Consider the following 17292-nt stretch of genomic DNA (forward strand, 5'->3'; position numbering starts at 1 on the left):
CAGCCTATAAGGCCCTCCGGCCGGGCAGGTTCCCGCGTATCTATGTTCCGCGACGGAACAGGCAAGACGTACCGCGCCACCTTACGAAACGGTAAGGAAAAGCGTGGCCCCGACGCCGCAGTTTCCGAACCGCCCCTCGCCTTGTCGCCGCGATGTGATAGAGGGGCGCCATGACGACCCCGCTCGATAAAATCCGCAATTTCAGCATCGTGGCGCACATCGACCACGGCAAGTCCACGCTGTCCGACCGGCTCATCCAGGAAACCGGCGGCCTGACCGCGCGCGAGATGAGCGCACAGGTGCTGGACAACATGGACATCGAGAAGGAGCGCGGCATCACGATCAAGGCGCAGACCGTGCGCCTGCACTACAAGGCCGACGACGGCGAGACCTATGTCCTGAACCTGATGGACACGCCCGGCCACGTCGACTTCGCCTACGAGGTCAGCCGCTCGCTCGCCGCCTGCGAGGGCTCGATCCTGGTCGTCGACGCCTCGCAGGGCGTCGAGGCCCAGACCCTGGCCAACGTCTACCAGGCCATCGAGAACGACCATGAGATCGTTCCGGTCCTGAACAAGATCGACCTGCCCGCCGCCGAGCCGGACCGGGTGCGGGCCCAGATCGAGGACCTGATCGGCCTGGACGCGAGCAACGCTGTCGAAGCCTCGGCCAAGAGCGGCATCGGCATCCACGAGGTGCTGGAAGCCATCGTCACCCGCCTGCCCGCTCCCAAGGGCGACGTCAACGCGCCGCTGAAGGCGCTGCTGGTCGACGCCTGGTACGACGCCTACCTGGGCGTGGTCGTGCTGGTGCGGATCTTCGACGGCACGCTGAAGGCCGGCCAGCAGGTCCGCATGATGCAGACCGGCGCCACCCACCGCATCGACAAGGTCGGGGTGTTCAAGCCGAAGGCCACCGACGTCGCGGCCCTCGGCCCGGGCGAGGTCGGCTTCTTCACCGCCAGCATCAAGGAAGTGGCCGACGCCGCCGTCGGCGACACCATCACCGATGAGCGCAAGCCCACCGCCGAGCCGCTGAAGGGCTTCAAGGAAGTCGTGCCGGTGGTGTTCTGCGGCCTGTTCCCGGTCGACGCCGCCGACTTCGAGGACCTGCGCGCCGCGGTCAGCAAGCTGCGCCTGAACGACGCCAGCTTCACCTTCGAGATGGAGTCGAGCGCCGCCTTGGGCTTCGGCTTCCGCTGCGGGTTCCTCGGCCTGCTGCACCTGGAGATCATCCAGGAGCGCCTCAGCCGCGAGTTCGACCTCGACCTGATCGCGACCGCTCCGTCGGTGGTCTACAAGATCAACCTGCGCAGCGGCGAGCAGATCGACCTGCACAATCCGGCCGACATGCCCGATCCGATGCAGATCGAGAGCATCGAGGAGCCCTGGATCAAGGCGACCATCTTCACGCCCGACGACTACCTGGGCGGGGTGATTAAGCTCTGCCAGGACCGCCGCGGCGTGCAGCGCGAGCTGAGCTACGTCGGCAGCCGGGCGATGATCGTCTACGACCTGCCGCTGAACGAGGTCGTCTTCGACTTCTACGACCGGCTGAAGAGCATCTCGAAGGGCTACGCCAGCTTCGACTACGAGATCGAGGACTACCGCGCCGGCGACCTGGTGAAGATGTCGATCCTGGTCAACGCCGAGCCGGTGGACGCCCTGTCGATGCTGGTCCACCGCGACCGCGCCGAAAGCCGCGGCCGCGGGATGGTCGAGAAGATGAAGGAGCTGATCCCGCAGCACATGTTCGTCATCCCGATCCAGGCGGCGATCGGCGGTCGGATCATCGCCCGCGAGACCGTCCGCGCCCTGCGCAAGGACGTGACGGCCAAGTGCTACGGCGGCGACGCCTCGCGGAAACGCAAGCTGCTGGACAAGCAGAAGGCCGGCAAGAAGCGCATGCGCCAGTTCGGCAAGGTCGAGATCCCGCAGGAAGCCTTCATCGCCGCGCTGAAGATGGACAGCGATTGATCCTGTTCGCCCGGGCGTCACGCGCGCCCGGGCGACTCCGCCGCCTCCCCGCCGCCGGTCGCCCCCTTCGGGAACGGCCGGAAGGTCAGGCTCATGAGGAAGGCGGCCAGGCCCAGGCCGAAGGAACCGACGAACAGCCAGCCGTAGTTGCCGAAACTGTCGAAGATCAGCCCGCCTGTGACCGGGCCGGTGGCCATGCCCAGACCGCCCGCCATCGCCGTGCCGCCGATGACCACGCCCATCATCCGCAGAGGGAAGTTCTCGCGCGCGATCACCGCGTACAGCGGCATGACCCCGGCGTAGATGAAGCCGAACATCGCCGCCACGGCGTAGAACTGGCCCAGCTCGCGCACGAACACATAGGCCAGCGCCCCGAAGGCCTGGACCAGCAGGCCCAGCACCAGGATGCGCTTGGCGCCGTAGCGGTCGCCCAGCAGACCGAACGCCACCCGCCCGCCGAGTCCGGCCAGACCCTCCAGGCTGTAGATGGTCACCGCCGCCATCACCGGAATGCCGCAGGCCACCGCGTAGCTGACGGTGTGGAAGATCGGCCCCGAGTGGGTGGCGCAGCAGAAGAAGTTGGTCGTCAGCAGCAGCAGGAACTGCGGCGAGCGCAGCGCCTGGCCCAGGGTCATGTCCGGCGGTCCGCCGGCCTCCCCGCTCCCTTCGGCGATCGGTTCGGCCTCCAGGACCGGCGGCCGTCGGACCAGCAGGGCGGCCGGGATCATCAGCACCGCGGCCACGCCGGCGATGATCAGCAGCGCGGTCCGCCAATCGACGTGGGTGATCAGCCAGGCGGCCAGCGGCGACATGGTCATCGGCGCCATGCCCATCCCGGCCGAGACCAGCGAGACGGCCAGGCTGCGCTGGGTGTCGAACCAGCCGGTGACGCAGGCCATCATCGGGGCGAAGATCGCCGCGCAGGCGCCGCCGACGAACAGGCCGAAGACCAGCTGGAACTGCAGCAGCGAGGTCGCGCGGCTGGCCAGGGCCAGGCTGATCGCCAGCACGACCGAGCCGATCAGGACCACCGGCCGCGGCCCAAGCCGATCGGACAGATGGCCCCAGGCCATGCTGGCCAGGGCCATGGCCAGGAAGCCGATGGTCATCGCGGTCGAAACGCCCGTGACCGACCATCCGGTCGCCCGCGCGATCGGCGTCAGGAACACGGGCAGAGAAAACATCGCGCCGATCGCGACGCAGCCGAGCAGGCCGCCCGCACCGACAATCACCCAACGATACCGGGAACTCGCCATATCGCCTCTCCCTAGCTGAAGGTTCCGGATCAAGGACGTTCCAGGATGAGCGACTCCGACAAGGGTGAAATTTTTCACGACGAATGACGCCGAACGTCACGTCGGCCGCCCGGTCACGACCGCCGCGACGCCTTGTCGCGCGGCGAAAACGCATGACCGCTCAAGGCTTGCGAGGCAGCAGGCGCCGACAATTCAATGCGGCAAAATGCACCACTGCGAAATGTAAAATTTGGCAAATTTTTCCATCTTGCCACATTCTACGGGCAAACAATCACTACATGAGCGATCAATCCGGCAATATTTCCGGTCAACCATCGCCAAGATTAACATCGATGTCAGGATCAATGGGGGCGTTGATCTCGGTCACGGACTGACGACGAGACGAGACGTCTTGGCCAGTACAGAGAAACTGAGAAGACTGTCCATGCGCGTTCTCTCCATCTTTGGAACTCGGCCCGAAGCGATCAAGATGGCCCCCGTCGTGCTGCGCCTGTCGGCCGATCCCGAGATCGAATCCATCGTCTGCACCACCGGCCAGCACCGCCAGATGCTGGACCAGATGCTCGGCGCCTTCGGCGTGACGCCGGACGTCGACCTGGGCGTGATGACCCAGGGCCAGTCGCTGAACGCGCTGACCGGCCAGATCCTGACCACGCTGGACGGGGTGCTGGAACAGACCAAGCCCGACCGCGTGCTGGTCCACGGCGACACCGCCACGGCCATGGCCGCCTCGCTGGCCGCCTTCCATCGCCGCATTCCGGTCGGCCACGTCGAGGCCGGCCTGCGCACCTACGACCTGCAGAAGCCCTGGCCGGAGGAGATGAACCGCCGGTTCGTCGACATCGTCTCGGACCTGATGTTCGCGCCGACCGAAGGCTCGCGCGAGAACCTCGCCGGCGAGCGTCTGGGCGGTCGCGTCTTCGTCACCGGCAACACGGTGATCGACGCCCTGCACCACGCCCAGGCCATCCTGGCTCGCAACGCCGCCATGCGCGCCCGCATCGACGCCGCCCTGCCCCGCATCGACCCCGCCAAACGCCTGGTGCTGGTCACCGGTCATCGGCGCGAAAGCTTCGGCGACGGCTTCCGCGACATCTGCGCGGCCCTGCTGCGCCTGGCCGAGCGCTCGGACGTCGAGATCATCTACCCGGTCCACCTGAACCCGAACGTCCGCGAACCGGTGATGCAGGCCCTCGGCGGCCGCGACAACATCCACCTGATCGCGCCGCAGGACTACTTCCCGTTCGTGCGGCTGATGCAGCGCGCCGACGTGATCCTGACGGACTCGGGCGGCGTCCAGGAAGAGGCGCCCGCCCTGGGCAAGCCGGTCCTGGTCATGCGCGACGTCACCGAGCGCCCGGAGGCCGTCGCCGCCGGCGCCGCCGAACTGGTCGGCACCGCGCCGGACAGCATCGTCGCCGCGGTCACCCGCGTGCTGGACGAAGAGGCGGTGCGCCTGGCCTTCGCCCGCGGCCGCAGCCCCTACGGCGACGGCCGGGCCGCCGACCGGATCGCTTCGGCCCTGCTGGGCGTTCCCTTCGACGAATTCGACATGGCGTCGCCGTCGCAGACCGCGGTGATGGAGCGCCTGTCGGCCTGACGCTTGCGTCGACCGGTGGTCCAGTCATGTTCGAGGCTCCTCATTATCTGATCGAGTTCCTGCGCGGCTATTCGGACGTGCTGCAGGTCGTGGCCGTCGTGGTCACGATCCTGCTGGCGCTGTCCGCGATCGACGACCTGTTCGTCGACGTCGTCTTCTGGATCCGTCAGGTCTGGCGCGGCCTGTTCATTCGACCGCGTCACCCCCGGCTTCAGGAGCAGGCCCTGCTCGACAAGCCCGAGCAGCCGATCGCCATCATGTTGCCGGCCTGGCGCGAGTACGACGTCATCGAGGCGATGGTCGAGAACGCCATCCGCACGCTGAACTACAGCGACTACCGCATCTTCATCGGCGTCTACGCGAACGATCCGGAGACCCGGGCCGAGGTGGACCGCCTGACCCAGCGCCATCGCCGGGTCGTAAAGGTCGACGTGCCACGCGACGGTCCGACCTCCAAGGCCGACTGCCTGAACTTCATCGTCGCCGACATTTTCCGCGTCGAGGCGACGATGGACCGGCCGTTCGCCGGGGTGATCCTGCATGACAGCGAAGACGTGCTGCACCCGCTGGAGCTGAAGTTCTTCAACTATCTGCTGCCGCGCAAGGACCTGATCCAGCTGCCGGTCGTCTCGCTGGAGCGCGGCTATCACGAGTTGGTCGCCGGCACCTATATGGACGAGTTCGCCGAGTGGCACGCCAAGGATCTGGTCGTCCGCGAGGCCATCGCCCACGCGGTGCCCTCGGCGGGCGTCGGAACCTGCTTCTCGCGCAAGGCCCTGCAGGTGCTGGCCGACGACGGCGAGGGCGGCCCGTTCAACACCGCCACCCTGACCGAGGACTACGACATCGGCGCCCGCCTGTCGGCGGCCGGCCTCAGCTCGATCATCGCCCGCTTCCCGGTCGCCTTCCGAGTGACCCGCCGCAGCTTCTTCGGCCTGGGTCCGGAGCGGCAGACCACGCTGGTCATGCCGCTTTGCGTGCGGGAGTACTTCCCGAACACCTTCCGCACCTCCTATCGCCAGAAGGCGCGCTGGACCCTGGGCATCGCCATCCAGGGCTGGACGCAGCTGGGCTGGGCGCGGACCCCGACGGCCAACTACTTCCTGGTGCGCGACCGCAAGGCGCTGTTCTCGCCCATCCTGGGGGTGGCCGCCTATGTCGTGGTGCTCAACTACGGCCTGCTGACCCTGACCACCTGGCTGATCCGGACCGAGCCCCTGCCGCTGTTCCCGGACTGGGCCTGGGTGCACGCCCTGCTGTTCTTCAACCTGATCGCCCTGGCCCTGCGGGCGGTGCAGCGGGTCTATTTCGTCAGCCGCATCTACGGGATCGCCCAAGGCGTCATCGCCCTGCCGCGGATGGTCGTCGGCACCCTGATCAACTTCGCGGCCAGCATGCGGGCGATCCGCCAGTACGCGGGTCACGTCCTGTTCGGCCACAAGATCGTCTGGGACAAGACGGCCCACGAGTTTCCCAGCGACGCGGTGCTCGCGCACGAGCGCCGTCGCCTGGGTGAGATCCTCACCACCTGGCAGGCCATCAGCGAAGCCGAACTGGCCGAGGCTCTAGAAGAACAGCGTCGCCGCCACCGCCCTCTCGGCCGCTTGCTGCTGGATCGCGGCCGGCTGGACGAGGAGACCCTGGCCGAGGCGATCGCGGTGCAGAGCGGCCTGCCGCGCGCGACGGTCGCCCTGGATCAGGTCCGCGCCAACGCCGCCCTGCTGCCCATCGACCTCTGTGTCCGCGCCCAGATCCTGCCCCTCGGCCGCAATCCCGAAGGCAAGGTCATGATCGCCGGCGCTCGCCCGCTGTCGGAGGCCGACCGCGCCTCGGTCGCCGCGGCGCTCGGCCAGGACCCCATCCTGCTGATCGCCCGCGAAAGCGAGATCGAGGCCGGCCTGCGCGCCCTGGGCGGCGGTCGCATCACGCTGCCTCCGTTCGGGCTGCCGCCCCTGACGGCGGAGTTCAATCTCAAGCAGGCCTCCAGCGCGGAGGCGCGCCGTGACCCGTCGTAACCGGATCCCCGCAAGCGCGCTGATGTCGCGCCAGCCCAAGATGATCGCTGCTCTCCACCAGACCATGACCCTGCCCCGCATCCTGGCCGCGCCCGTCGCGGCGACCCTCCTGCTCGCCGCCCCGACCTTGACCGCCGCGCAGACCGACCCGCAGGCCCAAGCCACCGCCGCCTATGCGCATATGCAGCGCGGGGACTACGCGGCCGCGGCGACCGCCGCCGAGCGGGCCGTGGCGGGCGCGCCCGACAACGCCGACTGGCGCCTGCTGCTGGTCGACGCCTACCTCCGCACGGACCGTCCCGCCGACGCCCTCGCGGCGATCCAGCCCCTGGCGAACCGGAGCGACTACCCCGTGCAGTCGCGCCTGGCCCAGGCCGCCGCCGCCGCCGGCCGCAAGGACCTCGCGCTGGAGGCCTACGCCAAAGCCGCCGCGGGCGCGCCTGACGCCGAGTCCCGCGCCTTCCTGACCCGCTCCCACATCGCCGCCCTGGTCGAAGCCAAGCGCCTGGTCGAGGCGCGCGCCGCCTTCGACGCGGCCAAGGCCAACGGCGCGCTGGAAGGTTCAGCGCCGCTCGACCTCGCCAACCTGGCCCTCGCCGTCGGCGACGACGCCACGGCCCACGAGGCCTTCGCCCAGGCGAACACGGCCAAGCCGCTCTCGGGTTCCTCGGCCCTCGACGCCGCCTACAACGCCCGCCGCCTCGGCCGGGACGCCGACGCCGTCCGCTACTTCCGCCAGGGCCTGGACAGCGCCCAGCGCGGCGAGATCACGCTGGACGAGCAGCGGTCCTTCGCCATCCGCCGCGAGGTCGAGACCCTGGAGCGCCGATGGGGCGCCTCCGCCCTGATCAGCCGCGGCGTCGCCGCCGCCGCGCCGGGCGCGGCCCTGGGCGCCGACCAGCGCGGCGTCGTCCAGGCCGGCGGCGAGGTCTACTACCGGCTCGGCGGCTATCGCAGCGGTCGCCCGATCGACGTCTTCGCCCGCGCCTTCCAGACCCTGGACGCGGAAACCGGCGACGCGACCGGCGGCAAGACGACCCAGGGCTGGATCGGCGTGCGCTGGAAGCCGATCGCCGAGACCAACCTGATCCTGGAAGGCAGCCGGATGGTGGCTCTGGGCGATCTGGCGCGCGACGACTGGATGGTCCGCGCCGCCTGGTCGGCCGACCAGGGGGTGGATCTGCGCATGGACCGAACCTCCTGGCCGACCTGGCGCGTCTACGCCGACCTGGCCCATATCGTCGACGCGGATCAGACCATCGGCCTGCTCGAGGGTCGCGCCGGCCGCAGCTTCCGCATCGGCGAGCGAAGCGTGCTGACCCCTTACGCGGTCGTCCGCGCCGACTACGACAACGGCCTGTCCAACAAGGACGCCATCGGCGCCGGCGCCGGCCTGGCCTGGCGTCACTGGTTCCGCGAGACGCCCTATACGGCGCCCGCGTCCTTCATCGAACTGTCGCTGGACTACCGCGCCCGACTGTCGGGCGACGACCGGGCCGAAGGGACCTTCGTCACCTTCAGCCTCTCCTACTAGGGTCTGTGCTCAAAGGTCGGTCATCCCGGCGAAGGCCGGGACCCAGTCGGGAGCGCCGGATCTGCGGGTCGACCCTGAAGGCTCAGGCTGGAGCTGTATCCCGGCCTTCGCCGGGACGACCGGATAGAAGCGAGGCTCAGGCTTTGAAACGGCGAGCTTCGAACCCTGGCGCCTACCAGCGGACCTTCACGCTCAGCGAGCCGTTGACGCCCTCGCCGATGTTGGTGAGGTCCCAGTACTTCTCGTTGAGCAGGTTGTTGAGGTTGCCGGTGAAGGTCACGCCCCGGCCGGCGATCTCGGTGTCGTACCGGAAGCCGACATTGACCACGGTCCGCGCCGGCAGAAACAAGACGTTCTGGTCGGTGGTGGGCATGTCGCCGGAGTAGCGGACCACGCCATGCAGACTGAGTCCCTCGATCGCGGGCACGGCGTATTCGGCGTTGAAGACGTACTGCCGGCGGGCGGCGCCGTTGGGGATGTTGCCTTCCAGAGCCCGCTGATCGTCCGAGACATCCTTCAGGCGGGGATCGAGAAACAGGGCGCCGGCGCCCAGCCGCAGAGCCTCGGTGACGCGGTAGGCGGCGCTGAACTCCAGGCCGTCGTAGCGGGTCAGGCCGTCCTGGCGCAGGAACAGGTCGCCGCCCACCTGCTGGTCGACGTTGGCGACGCGCTCGATGCGGAAGAGGGCCGCCGTGAGGCTGAGCGCCTCATGCTGATGCTTGAAGCCCAGCTCGTACTGCTTGCTGACCGTCGCCTTGAGGATTTCGCCGGCGTTGGCGTAGCGGTCGCCCACGCGGCTGCCGCCCTCGAGCGACTCCGCATAGCTGGCGTAGATCGAGGCGTAGTCGGCTGGCTTGTAGATCACCGCCACGGTCGGCGTCGTAGCGGTCGTCTTGTAGGCGGAGGCCTTGGTCGGGTCGCCGTCCAGATCGGCCAAGGCGTAGCGCGTCTGGCGCAGACCCAGGATCGCCTGCCATCGCTCGCCCAGGTGCAGGGTGTCGCTGACGAACACCGCGCCCTGCCGTTCGTCCGAGGGCCAGCCGTCGGTGCTGTAGTCGATCGGCCGGGTGTTCCGGAACGGCTGCGGCCGGTGGATGTTGCCGGTGAAGTCGTCGCCCCAGTAGCTGTTGGCCCCGAAGTCGGCGGCGGCGTTCTGGTAGGCGGCGCCGACGACGATCTCGTGCCGGATCGGACCGGTCGCGAAGGCGCCGGTGACCATCAGCTGGGTGAAGTTGTTCTCGTCCGTCTCGGCGAAATTGTAGACGTGGCCCTGGTAGTCGCCGGCCGCGTTGAGCAGGTCGGCGAACATCTTGTTCGAGCGGTGCTTCTTGCGCGTGTAGCCGTAGGTGAGGTCGGCGCTCCAGCCCTCGGCGAAGGCCCAGGTCAGGCCGGTCGCCAGGGCCAGGGTGTCGGCCTTGTAGTAGGAGCCGTCGACGATGAGGTTGTCGTAGTCGTAGGTGACGCGGGGCAGCTTCGCGTCGCGATAGGACGACCAGTAGAATACGAAGGGCTCGTTCTTGAGGTTGCTGGTCTCCGAGGTCAGGCTGGCCCGCCACCGCAGGGTCGGGCTGATCTCGTAGTCGACGGCCAGCGAGCCGACGAGCCGGTTCACGCCCGCGCCATTGTAGGCGTCGCCCTTCTCGGCGGCGAGGTTCACGCGATAGCCCAGCCGCCCTTCCGGGCCGACCCGGTCGCTGGCGTCGACATGGCCGCGCAGGACGGTGTCGGTGCGGTAGCCGACCTCGGTCGACAGCAACGGTTCGGCCGTCGGCCGCTTGGTCCGGTAGGCGATCACGCCGCCGGGCGCGCCGAAGCCGTACATGAAGCCGGTGAGCCCCTTCAGCGCCTGGACGCTCTCCACGCCCTCCAGCGGGAAGTCGCCGCCCCAGTAGAGCAGCAGCGGCACGTTATCGACGTAGTAGTTGCGCACGCCCAGGCCGCGGATCTGTGTGCCCCACCAGTTCACCGTCGCCGAGGGCGCCGACGAGAACACCGCCGGGTCGTTGATGAACACCTGGCCGATCGAGGTCGCCTGCCGCTTCTCGATGTCGTCGGCCGTCACCACCGTCACCGAATAGGGCGTATCCAGCAGCGAGCGGGCGCCCAGGGCGCCGTTGTCAGCCACGCTGCGCTGCGAGCCGTCGGCCGAGCGCGCGGTGATCACAACGCCGGAGACGGTGTTCGGAGCTTCGTCAGCCGCGGCTTCTTCGGCCCTGGCGGTCGCCGACCAACCCAGGGCGGCCAAGCAGGCCCCCAGCGACAACACCCTCCGCAACGCCATCATCGATCCCCTCGCGCATCGGTCCCAGATGCGGGGGCGTCATGACCTTAGTTGCGACTGAGTGTCAAATTCATTTGTGTGAAGGAGTGTCAAGCCTGCGGGCCTGAGACCCTCCGAATACGCCTCAGCCCGTCCCGCCGCGCGCCAGCAACCCCTCCATCAGCGCCTTGAACGCGGGGACCGCCTTGCAGGAGGCCGCGGCGGGGTCCTCCGCGTCGGCGATCCACAGCGCCGCGTCGGTCGAGGCGCCTGAGATCAGCCGCGCCGCCGCGTCGGCGTCCACGTCGTTGCGGACCACGCCGTCGGCCTGGAGCCGCTCCAGGTTGCCCCGGATCGAGGCGACGCAGGCCGTGGCGCTGGGCCACCGGGAAGGATCGCCCAGCACCGCGGGTCCATCGCGCAGCATGATCCGTTGGATCTCAGGCTCCAGCGCCATCTCCACATAGGCGATGTTCTCCTGGACGAAGCCGTCCCACCGCGTCGGCGCCGAGGCCGAGATCGCATCCAGCCGCACGGCCATCTCGGCGTCGATCTGGGCGACCACGGCCTCCAGCAGGCCCTTCTTGTCCCCGAAGTGATGGTACAGCGCTCCTCGGGTCAGACCCGCCGCCGCGGTGAACTCGTCCATGGACGCCTCGGCGTAGCCCTGCTCGCCGAAAGCTCTCCGCGCCGCCGCGATCAGCTTGCCGCGGGTTTCGGCGATCATCTCGGGGCGTGACCGTCGCGACATCTCGATACTCCAGAATTCGAGCTGGCGGAGCATTGACATACGAGACGTATGTCACCACCTCGCTCACATACGAAGCGTATGTATGTCGTCGGGACGTGCGACGCCAGCAGTGAGGCCTGGGACCATGGGCAATCCTTATCGCGAGATCTTCCGAGCGCCGGGAACACGAGGGTTCGCCGCCGCCGGCTTCGTGGCGCGGCTGCCGATCGCCATGGCGCCCATCGGCATCGTCACCATGCTGTCTCAGACCCACGGCCAGTACTGGCTGGCCGGAGCGGTCGCCGCGACCTTCACCCTCGCCAACGCCTTCGCGGCCCCGCAGATTTCGCGCTTGGTCGACCGGTTCGGACAGAGCCGGCTACTGGCGCCGACCGCCGCCGTGGCCGTCCTGGCCTTCGCGGCTCTGATCCTCGCCGCCCGCCTGCATTGGCCCGCCTGGACCCTTTTCGCCTCGGCCCTGCTCGCCGCGGCCATGCCCAGCATCCCCGCGATGGTGCGGGCGCGCTGGACCGAGATCTTCCGCGACCGGCCTGAGCTGAACACCGCCTTCGCCTTCGAGTCCGCCGCCGACGAGCTGGTCTACATCGCCGGCGCCTCGCTCTCGGTGGGCCTGAGCGTCGCACTGTTCCCAGAGGCAGGACTGGTCGCCTCCACCCTGTTCCTGGCGCTCGGCATGACCGCCTTCGTGGCCCAGCGCGCGACCGAGCCGAAGGTCCGGGAGGCCGGCGCCGTGGCCCGCGCCTCGGCCATCCGGCTACGACCGGTCCAGATGATCACCGCCGCCCTGATCTTCGTCGGCGCGATCTTCGCCACCGCCGAGGTCACCACCGTCGCCCTCACGCGCGAACTCGGCCAACCCGACGCCGCCACCCTGGTCATCGGGGTCTACGCGATCGGCTCCTTCGTGGTCGGCCTGATCGTCGGGGCCCTGAACCTGCGCGCGCCGCTTCACCGCCAGCTGCTGACCGCGCTGGGCGTCCTGCTGCTGACGACCCTGCCGCTTCTGCTGGTCGGCAGCGTGCCGGCCCTGGTCGGGGCGATCTTCCTCAGCGGCGTGGCGATCTCGCCGACCTTCATCACGGCCTTCGGCCTGATCGAACGCCGGGTGCCGCCGGAAGTCCTGACCGAGGGCGTGACCTGGGTCATGACCGGGATCGGCATCGGCATGGCCCTGGGCGCCTTCGTCACGGGCTGGGTGGTCGACACCTACGGTCCGCGCAGCGGCTTCTGGGTCTCCGCCGCGGCCGCGACGACGGCCCTGGCCATCGTCGCCCTCGGTCAGCGGGTCCTGGGCGCGCCCAGGCCCGCCGCGGCCTGACGACGGGACGGGGCGGCTTCGCCGGCCGCCCCGTCGCCGAAGAACTCCGCTTTCCCGTCGTCCGGGAATGTGCAACAGTCGCGCCCGTCGTAATCTGCAACGGTTCGGACGCGCTCTCCTTTGTTCGCTTCCCTTTTGGATCGAGCCCCGGACTCGCCCTGATCTGCCTGCATGTTCCGTCGCCCGTTCCCCTGTTTGGGGGCGGTCCATCTCCCTACCCTAGAGGCTTCTCGACTATGGCTACCGGTACCGTGAAGTGGTTCAACACCACCAAGGGCTTCGGCTTCATCCAACCCGACGACGGCGGCAACGACGTCTTCGTGCACATCTCGGCCGTTGAGCGCGCCGGTCTCCGCAGCCTGAACGAAGGCCAAAAGATCGGTTACGAGCTCGAGCAGGACCGCCGCAGCGGCAAGATGGCCGCTGGCCAGCTGCAGGCGCTCTAAGGCTCACGCCGACAGAGACACAGGAACGGGCCGGTGGAAACGCCGGCCCGTTTTCTTTTGCGGCTCAGGTCAGGAACACCCAGCGCCGGTGCCAAGCCAGGTAAGCCGCCTGGCGCGACCGGAACGGACGGCGGGCCCGGCTGGTCAGATCACCCAACCCCATCCGCCCCAGATCGACCGCGTCCAGCCGGGGCGAGACCAGCGCCGTCCCATCGTCGGCGAAGCTGAGAAAGCCGCGGTCGAACAGCAGGTCGACATCGGGCGTCAGCATCAGGCCGTTGGCCCCGTCCAGCCGCTCCGCCGCGCTGTCGCAGTCCCTCCACGGCTTGATGTGGCTGGCGATCAGCAGCCAGGGATTGGCTACGCCGGTGACGCGGCAAGCCGGCTCCAGCGCGCGGACGTTCTCGCGGAAGATCCCCTGCCCGCGCCGCGCGGTGACCAGCGCCTGCTTCTGCGTGGCGTCGAGGCCGGGATCGGCCGCCACCGCAGCCTCGAGCCGGTCGTCCACCCAGGCGGCCGCGCGCGGAAAGGCCTCGCCCGGACCGTCCAGCCGGGCCGCCTCCCAACGGGCGCGGTCCAGCACCACGGCCGCCGCCGCCGCGCTCAACTCACACAGATAGGCCTTCTGCCGGCCCAACCCTGTCATGGGGTTGATCGGCGCATAGCGCTTCGGCAACAGCGGGCCCAGTTCGGCGATGATCGTTTGCGGCGAGATCGGCGGTTCGAGCGCGGCCCAGGTCACCGGCAGCTGCCAGCCGGGCCTTGGTTCCTTCGGATCCGGCGACGGCGCGGCGAAAGCGAAATCGGCCACCCGGCCCAGGTGACGGACCCGTTTGCGCACATAGGACAGGATGAGGTCGCCCGGCCCCGCCCGCCGCATGTTGTCGTAGAAGGGGCTGCGCCCGCCGCCACGCTCCGCGCGAGGCGACCACAGATAGCCGCCCGCGACCTCGCGGTCCGCCGTCGGACTGTGATTGACCCACCAGAACCGCTGCATGCCTGCCCCCGCGGAGAGGATGCAACAAGCCGGGAGCAACCACTAGAGGTTGAGTTCGGCAATCAGGCCGGGGCGAGCACCGTGAAGTCCAGCGCCCGGCGTACTCGGAAGCCCAGGGTCTCATAGAGGGCTATGGTTCCGGCGTGATCGGCGTAGGCGTGCAGGAACGGCGTCTCGCCGCGATCGAGGATGCGGCCGGCGACCAGACGCATCAATCCGGCCGCGTAGCCGCGCCCACGAGAGTCGGGATGCGTGCAGACCCCGCTCACCTCGGTGAAGCCGTCCGGCCGCATCCGCTCGCCGGCCATGGCGATCAGACGATCTCTGTCCTTCACCCCGACGAACGCCCCCAGCTGGTGCGTGCGATCGAAGAACGGCCCCGGCCTGGTCAGGGTCGCCAGGGCCAGCATCTGCTGCGCGTCGGCGTCGGTCAGTTCGATAGCCTGGAAGGCCGGAGGCGGTCCTTCGGACAGGCCCTCGGCGACCATCTGCGCGCAGACCGCCCTGGAGACCACCTCGACGCCTGGAAGGGCCGGCGGCGCCTCCACCTCGACCAACCCGACCTCGCCGTGCGCACGGACCAGATCCGACAGATCCGACAGGCTCTCGGCCGTCATGTCCGGGATCGCCGCGAACAGGCCGTAGGCTGGCGCGAACCGCACCGCCCGCCCCTGGACCAGGGCGACGTCGGACTGGCGGCCGGTCAGGGCCGACCAGACGGGGCGATCGAGGGGGTGGTCCACGGCCATGAGGAGGACTTAGGCGCGTTGGGCCGATTGTTCCATCGGTCCTTCGCCGGATATCTTGTTACCCACTAGTAACCGATCTCCATCCTGCCTATCCTTCCCGAAAAGGGAGCAAGCAGATGGCGGCGAAGATCGGAAAGACGGTCGCGGACTCCACGCCCTGGTGGCCGGAACCGCCCAAGCCGCCGAAAGGCGCGCCCAACATCCTGGTGGTGCTGTTCGATGACGTCGGCTTCTCCGACTTCGGCTGCTACGGCTCGCCGATCGAGACCCCGACCATCGACGCCCTCGCCGCCCAGGGCCTGCGCTACACCGGCTTCCACACGACGGCGATGTGCTCGACCACCCGGGCGGCGCTGCTGACGGGCCGCAACCACCACAGCGTCGGGGTCGGCTGCCTGGCCAACTTCGACAGCGGCTATCCCGGTTATCGCGGCAAGATCGCCCGGGAGGCCGGCATCCTGCCCGAGATGCTCAAGCCGCACGGCTATCGGAACTACATGATCGGCAAGTGGCACGTGACCCCGCTGACCGAGAGCGGCCCGACCGGACCGTTCGACGGCTGGCCGCTGGGCCGGGGCTTCGACCGCTTCTACGGCTTCATGGACGCCGAGACCGACCAGTACGCTCCGGAGCTGGTGCGCGACAACACGCCGATCCCGCCGCCGGGAAGCTTCGAGACCGGCTACCATCTGACCGAGGATCTGATCGACCAGGCCATCCGCTACATCGCAGACCATACGGCCGACGCCCCCGAAACGCCCTGGCTGACCTGGGTGGCGCTCGGCGCCTGCCACGCCCCTCACCAGGCGCCGGCCGAGATCATCGCCAAATACGACGCCGTCTTCGCCGACGGCTGGGACGTCGAGCGCGAGCGCCGGTTGGCGCGGCAGAAGGCCATGGGCGTCGTGCCGGCGGACACGAAGATGCCGCCGCGCAACGACCATGTCCGCGCCTGGGCCGACCATACGCCGGACGAGCAGCGCCTGTTCACCCGGCTGCAGGCCGCCTTCGCCGCCATGCTCGACCACGCCGACCAGCACCTGGGCCGTCTGGTCGCCTTCCTGGAGGACGCCGGCCTGCGCGAGGACACCCTGATCCTGGTGCTGTCCGACAATGGCGCCAGCCAGGAGGGCGGGCCGCTGGGCATGGTCAACGCCATGGGTCCCTACAACATGAAGTTCGAGCCCATGGAGGAGAAGCTCGCCCGCATCGACGAGATCGGCGGCCCCGCGAGCCACAGCAACTTCCCGCTCGGCTGGGCGATGGCCAGCAACACGCCGCTGCGCCGCTACAAGCAGAACACCCACGGCGGCGGCGTGCGGGATCCGCTGGTGGTCAGCTGGCCTGCGCGGATCCGGAAGCAGGGCGAGACCCGGCCGCAGTTCGCCCACGCCTGCGACCTGACGCCGACCATCCTCGACCTGCTCGGCCTGACGCCCCCCACCAGCATCGCGGGCGTGGCTCAGATGCCGCTGGAGGGGGTCAGCTTCGCGGCCACGCTCGACGACGCCGCCGCCCCGGCGAAGGCCAGTCCGCAGTATTTCGAGATGTTCGGCCACCGCGGCCTGTGGAAGGACGGCTGGAAGGCGGTCGCCTACCACCCGCCGGGCCGTCCGTTCGATGCGGACCTCTGGGAGCTCTACCACCTGGACGCCGACGTCTCGGAAAGCGACGACCTGTCGGCCGCCCACCCGGAGAAGCTCGAAGCCCTGATCGCCGAATGGTGGGCCCAGGCGGAGGCCAACAAGGTGCTGCCGCTGGACGACCGCTTCGGCCCGCGCTTCGCCGAGAGCGCCGCCCGCTTCCACGGCGCGCGCAAGCGGTTCGTGTTCCACAAGGGCATGGGCCACCTGCCTACCGACGTGGCGCCGGACGTCCGCAGCCGAAGCTACTTCATCGAGGCCCATGTCCGCGTGGCCGCCGGCGACCAGGGCGTGCTCATCGCTCATGGCGACATGACCAGCGGTTACAGCCTGTACCTGCGCGAGGACGGCCGGCTGGTCCATGACCTGAACGTCGGCGGAACCCATGCGGTGGCGGTCTCCGACCACGCGGTCGAACCTGGTCACCGGCGGCTGGGGGTGGCCGTGCGCCCCGGCGATGGCGGCCGCCGGATCGTGCTGACCATCGACGGCAAGGCGGCGGGCGAAGTCTCCACGCCGTTGGGCTTCTTCACCCTGATCAGCTGGTCGGGCCTGGATATCGGCCTCGACCGCGGCAGCCCGGTCGGCGACTACGCCGCGCCGTTCCAGTTCACCGGTCTTCTGAAGAAGGTCACGGTGACCATGGACGACGATCAGGCGCTCGACGGCGACGCCGTCGGCGAGGCCGAGATGGCGCGGCAGTAGGTCGTCCGGGGACATGCTCCGGCGCAGCCGGTGCGTGTCCCC

The 17292-nt window shown here is 69.1% G+C and carries 12 protein-coding genes; 7 read left to right on the forward strand and 5 right to left on the reverse strand.

Annotation, left to right across the window (positions count from 1 at the left end):
• The first annotated feature begins 170 nt into the window (after window positions 1-170).
• Window positions 171-1976: a translation elongation factor 4 gene (gene lepA, locus CSW64_RS17180; protein WP_099623242.1), complete on the forward strand. Its 1806-nt coding sequence runs from the start codon at window positions 171-173 to the stop codon at window positions 1974-1976.
• 17 nt (window positions 1977-1993) lie between these two features.
• Here the strand turns inward: lepA and CSW64_RS17185 are convergent, their stop codons facing one another.
• Complete coding sequence (locus tag CSW64_RS17185) at window positions 1994-3232, reverse strand: MFS transporter (RefSeq protein WP_099623243.1); 1239 nt, start codon at window positions 3230-3232, stop codon at window positions 1994-1996.
• Between the two features lie 424 nt (window positions 3233-3656).
• Here CSW64_RS17185 and wecB point away from each other — a divergent pair, with 424 nt between their 5' ends.
• From wecB to CSW64_RS17200, 3 genes are read left to right on the forward strand one after another with little or no spacing between them, the layout of a single operon-like run.
• Window positions 3657-4832 carry a non-hydrolyzing UDP-N-acetylglucosamine 2-epimerase gene (gene wecB / locus CSW64_RS17190; RefSeq protein WP_099623244.1) on the forward strand — a complete coding sequence of 392 codons (1176 nt, stop codon included), beginning with the start codon at window positions 3657-3659 and terminating at the stop codon, window positions 4830-4832.
• 26 nt (window positions 4833-4858) lie between these two features.
• Window positions 4859-6847, forward strand: coding sequence for a glycosyl transferase family protein (locus tag CSW64_RS17195; protein WP_099623245.1), 1989 nt, complete (start codon window positions 4859-4861; stop codon window positions 6845-6847).
• The gene (locus tag CSW64_RS17200) at window positions 6834-8381 is read left to right on the forward strand and encodes an NfrA family protein (protein WP_150131442.1); all 1548 of its coding nucleotides are present in this window, start codon (window positions 6834-6836) and stop codon (window positions 8379-8381) included. The genes CSW64_RS17195 and CSW64_RS17200 overlap by 14 nt, the downstream gene beginning before the upstream one ends.
• Before the next feature lie 172 nt (window positions 8382-8553).
• On the opposite strand, the gene CSW64_RS17205 is transcribed toward CSW64_RS17200, so the two are convergent.
• Both CSW64_RS17205 and CSW64_RS17210 read right to left on the reverse strand, forming a co-directional pair.
• A complete protein-coding gene (locus CSW64_RS17205; RefSeq protein WP_216361199.1) occupies window positions 8554-10626 on the reverse strand; it encodes a TonB-dependent siderophore receptor in 2073 nt (690 codons plus the stop codon).
• 160 nt (window positions 10627-10786) lie between these two features.
• Window positions 10787-11392: a TetR/AcrR family transcriptional regulator gene (locus CSW64_RS17210; RefSeq protein WP_099624319.1), complete on the reverse strand. Its 606-nt coding sequence runs from the start codon at window positions 11390-11392 to the stop codon at window positions 10787-10789.
• 124 nt (window positions 11393-11516) lie between these two features.
• On the opposite strand from CSW64_RS17210, the gene CSW64_RS17215 reads away from it, so the two are divergent.
• Both CSW64_RS17215 and CSW64_RS17220 read left to right on the forward strand, forming a co-directional pair.
• Window positions 11517-12710 (forward strand): MFS transporter, encoded by a 1194-nt coding sequence (locus tag CSW64_RS17215; protein ID WP_099623248.1) that lies wholly within the window; start codon window positions 11517-11519, stop codon window positions 12708-12710.
• 236 nt (window positions 12711-12946) lie between these two features.
• A complete protein-coding gene (locus CSW64_RS17220; protein WP_099623249.1) occupies window positions 12947-13156 on the forward strand; it encodes a cold-shock protein in 210 nt (69 codons plus the stop codon).
• A 64-nt stretch (window positions 13157-13220) separates the two neighbouring features.
• On the opposite strand, the gene CSW64_RS17225 is transcribed toward CSW64_RS17220, so the two are convergent.
• Both CSW64_RS17225 and CSW64_RS17230 read right to left on the reverse strand, forming a co-directional pair.
• Entirely contained in the window at window positions 13221-14153 is a 933-nt protein-coding gene (locus CSW64_RS17225; protein ID WP_099623250.1) for an HNH endonuclease, read from the reverse strand.
• Between the two features lie 62 nt (window positions 14154-14215).
• Entirely contained in the window at window positions 14216-14902 is a 687-nt protein-coding gene (locus CSW64_RS17230) for a GNAT family N-acetyltransferase (RefSeq protein WP_099623251.1), read from the reverse strand.
• A gap of 116 nt (window positions 14903-15018) precedes the next feature.
• Here CSW64_RS17230 and CSW64_RS17235 point away from each other — a divergent pair, with 116 nt between their 5' ends.
• Window positions 15019-17250 carry an arylsulfatase gene (locus CSW64_RS17235; RefSeq protein WP_099623252.1) on the forward strand — a complete coding sequence of 744 codons (2232 nt, stop codon included), beginning with the start codon at window positions 15019-15021 and terminating at the stop codon, window positions 17248-17250.
• Window positions 17251-17292: the final 42 nt, after the last annotated feature.

It is taken from the genome of Caulobacter mirabilis (assembly GCF_002749615.1).
Taxonomy (GTDB): domain Bacteria; phylum Pseudomonadota; class Alphaproteobacteria; order Caulobacterales; family Caulobacteraceae; genus Caulobacter; species Caulobacter mirabilis.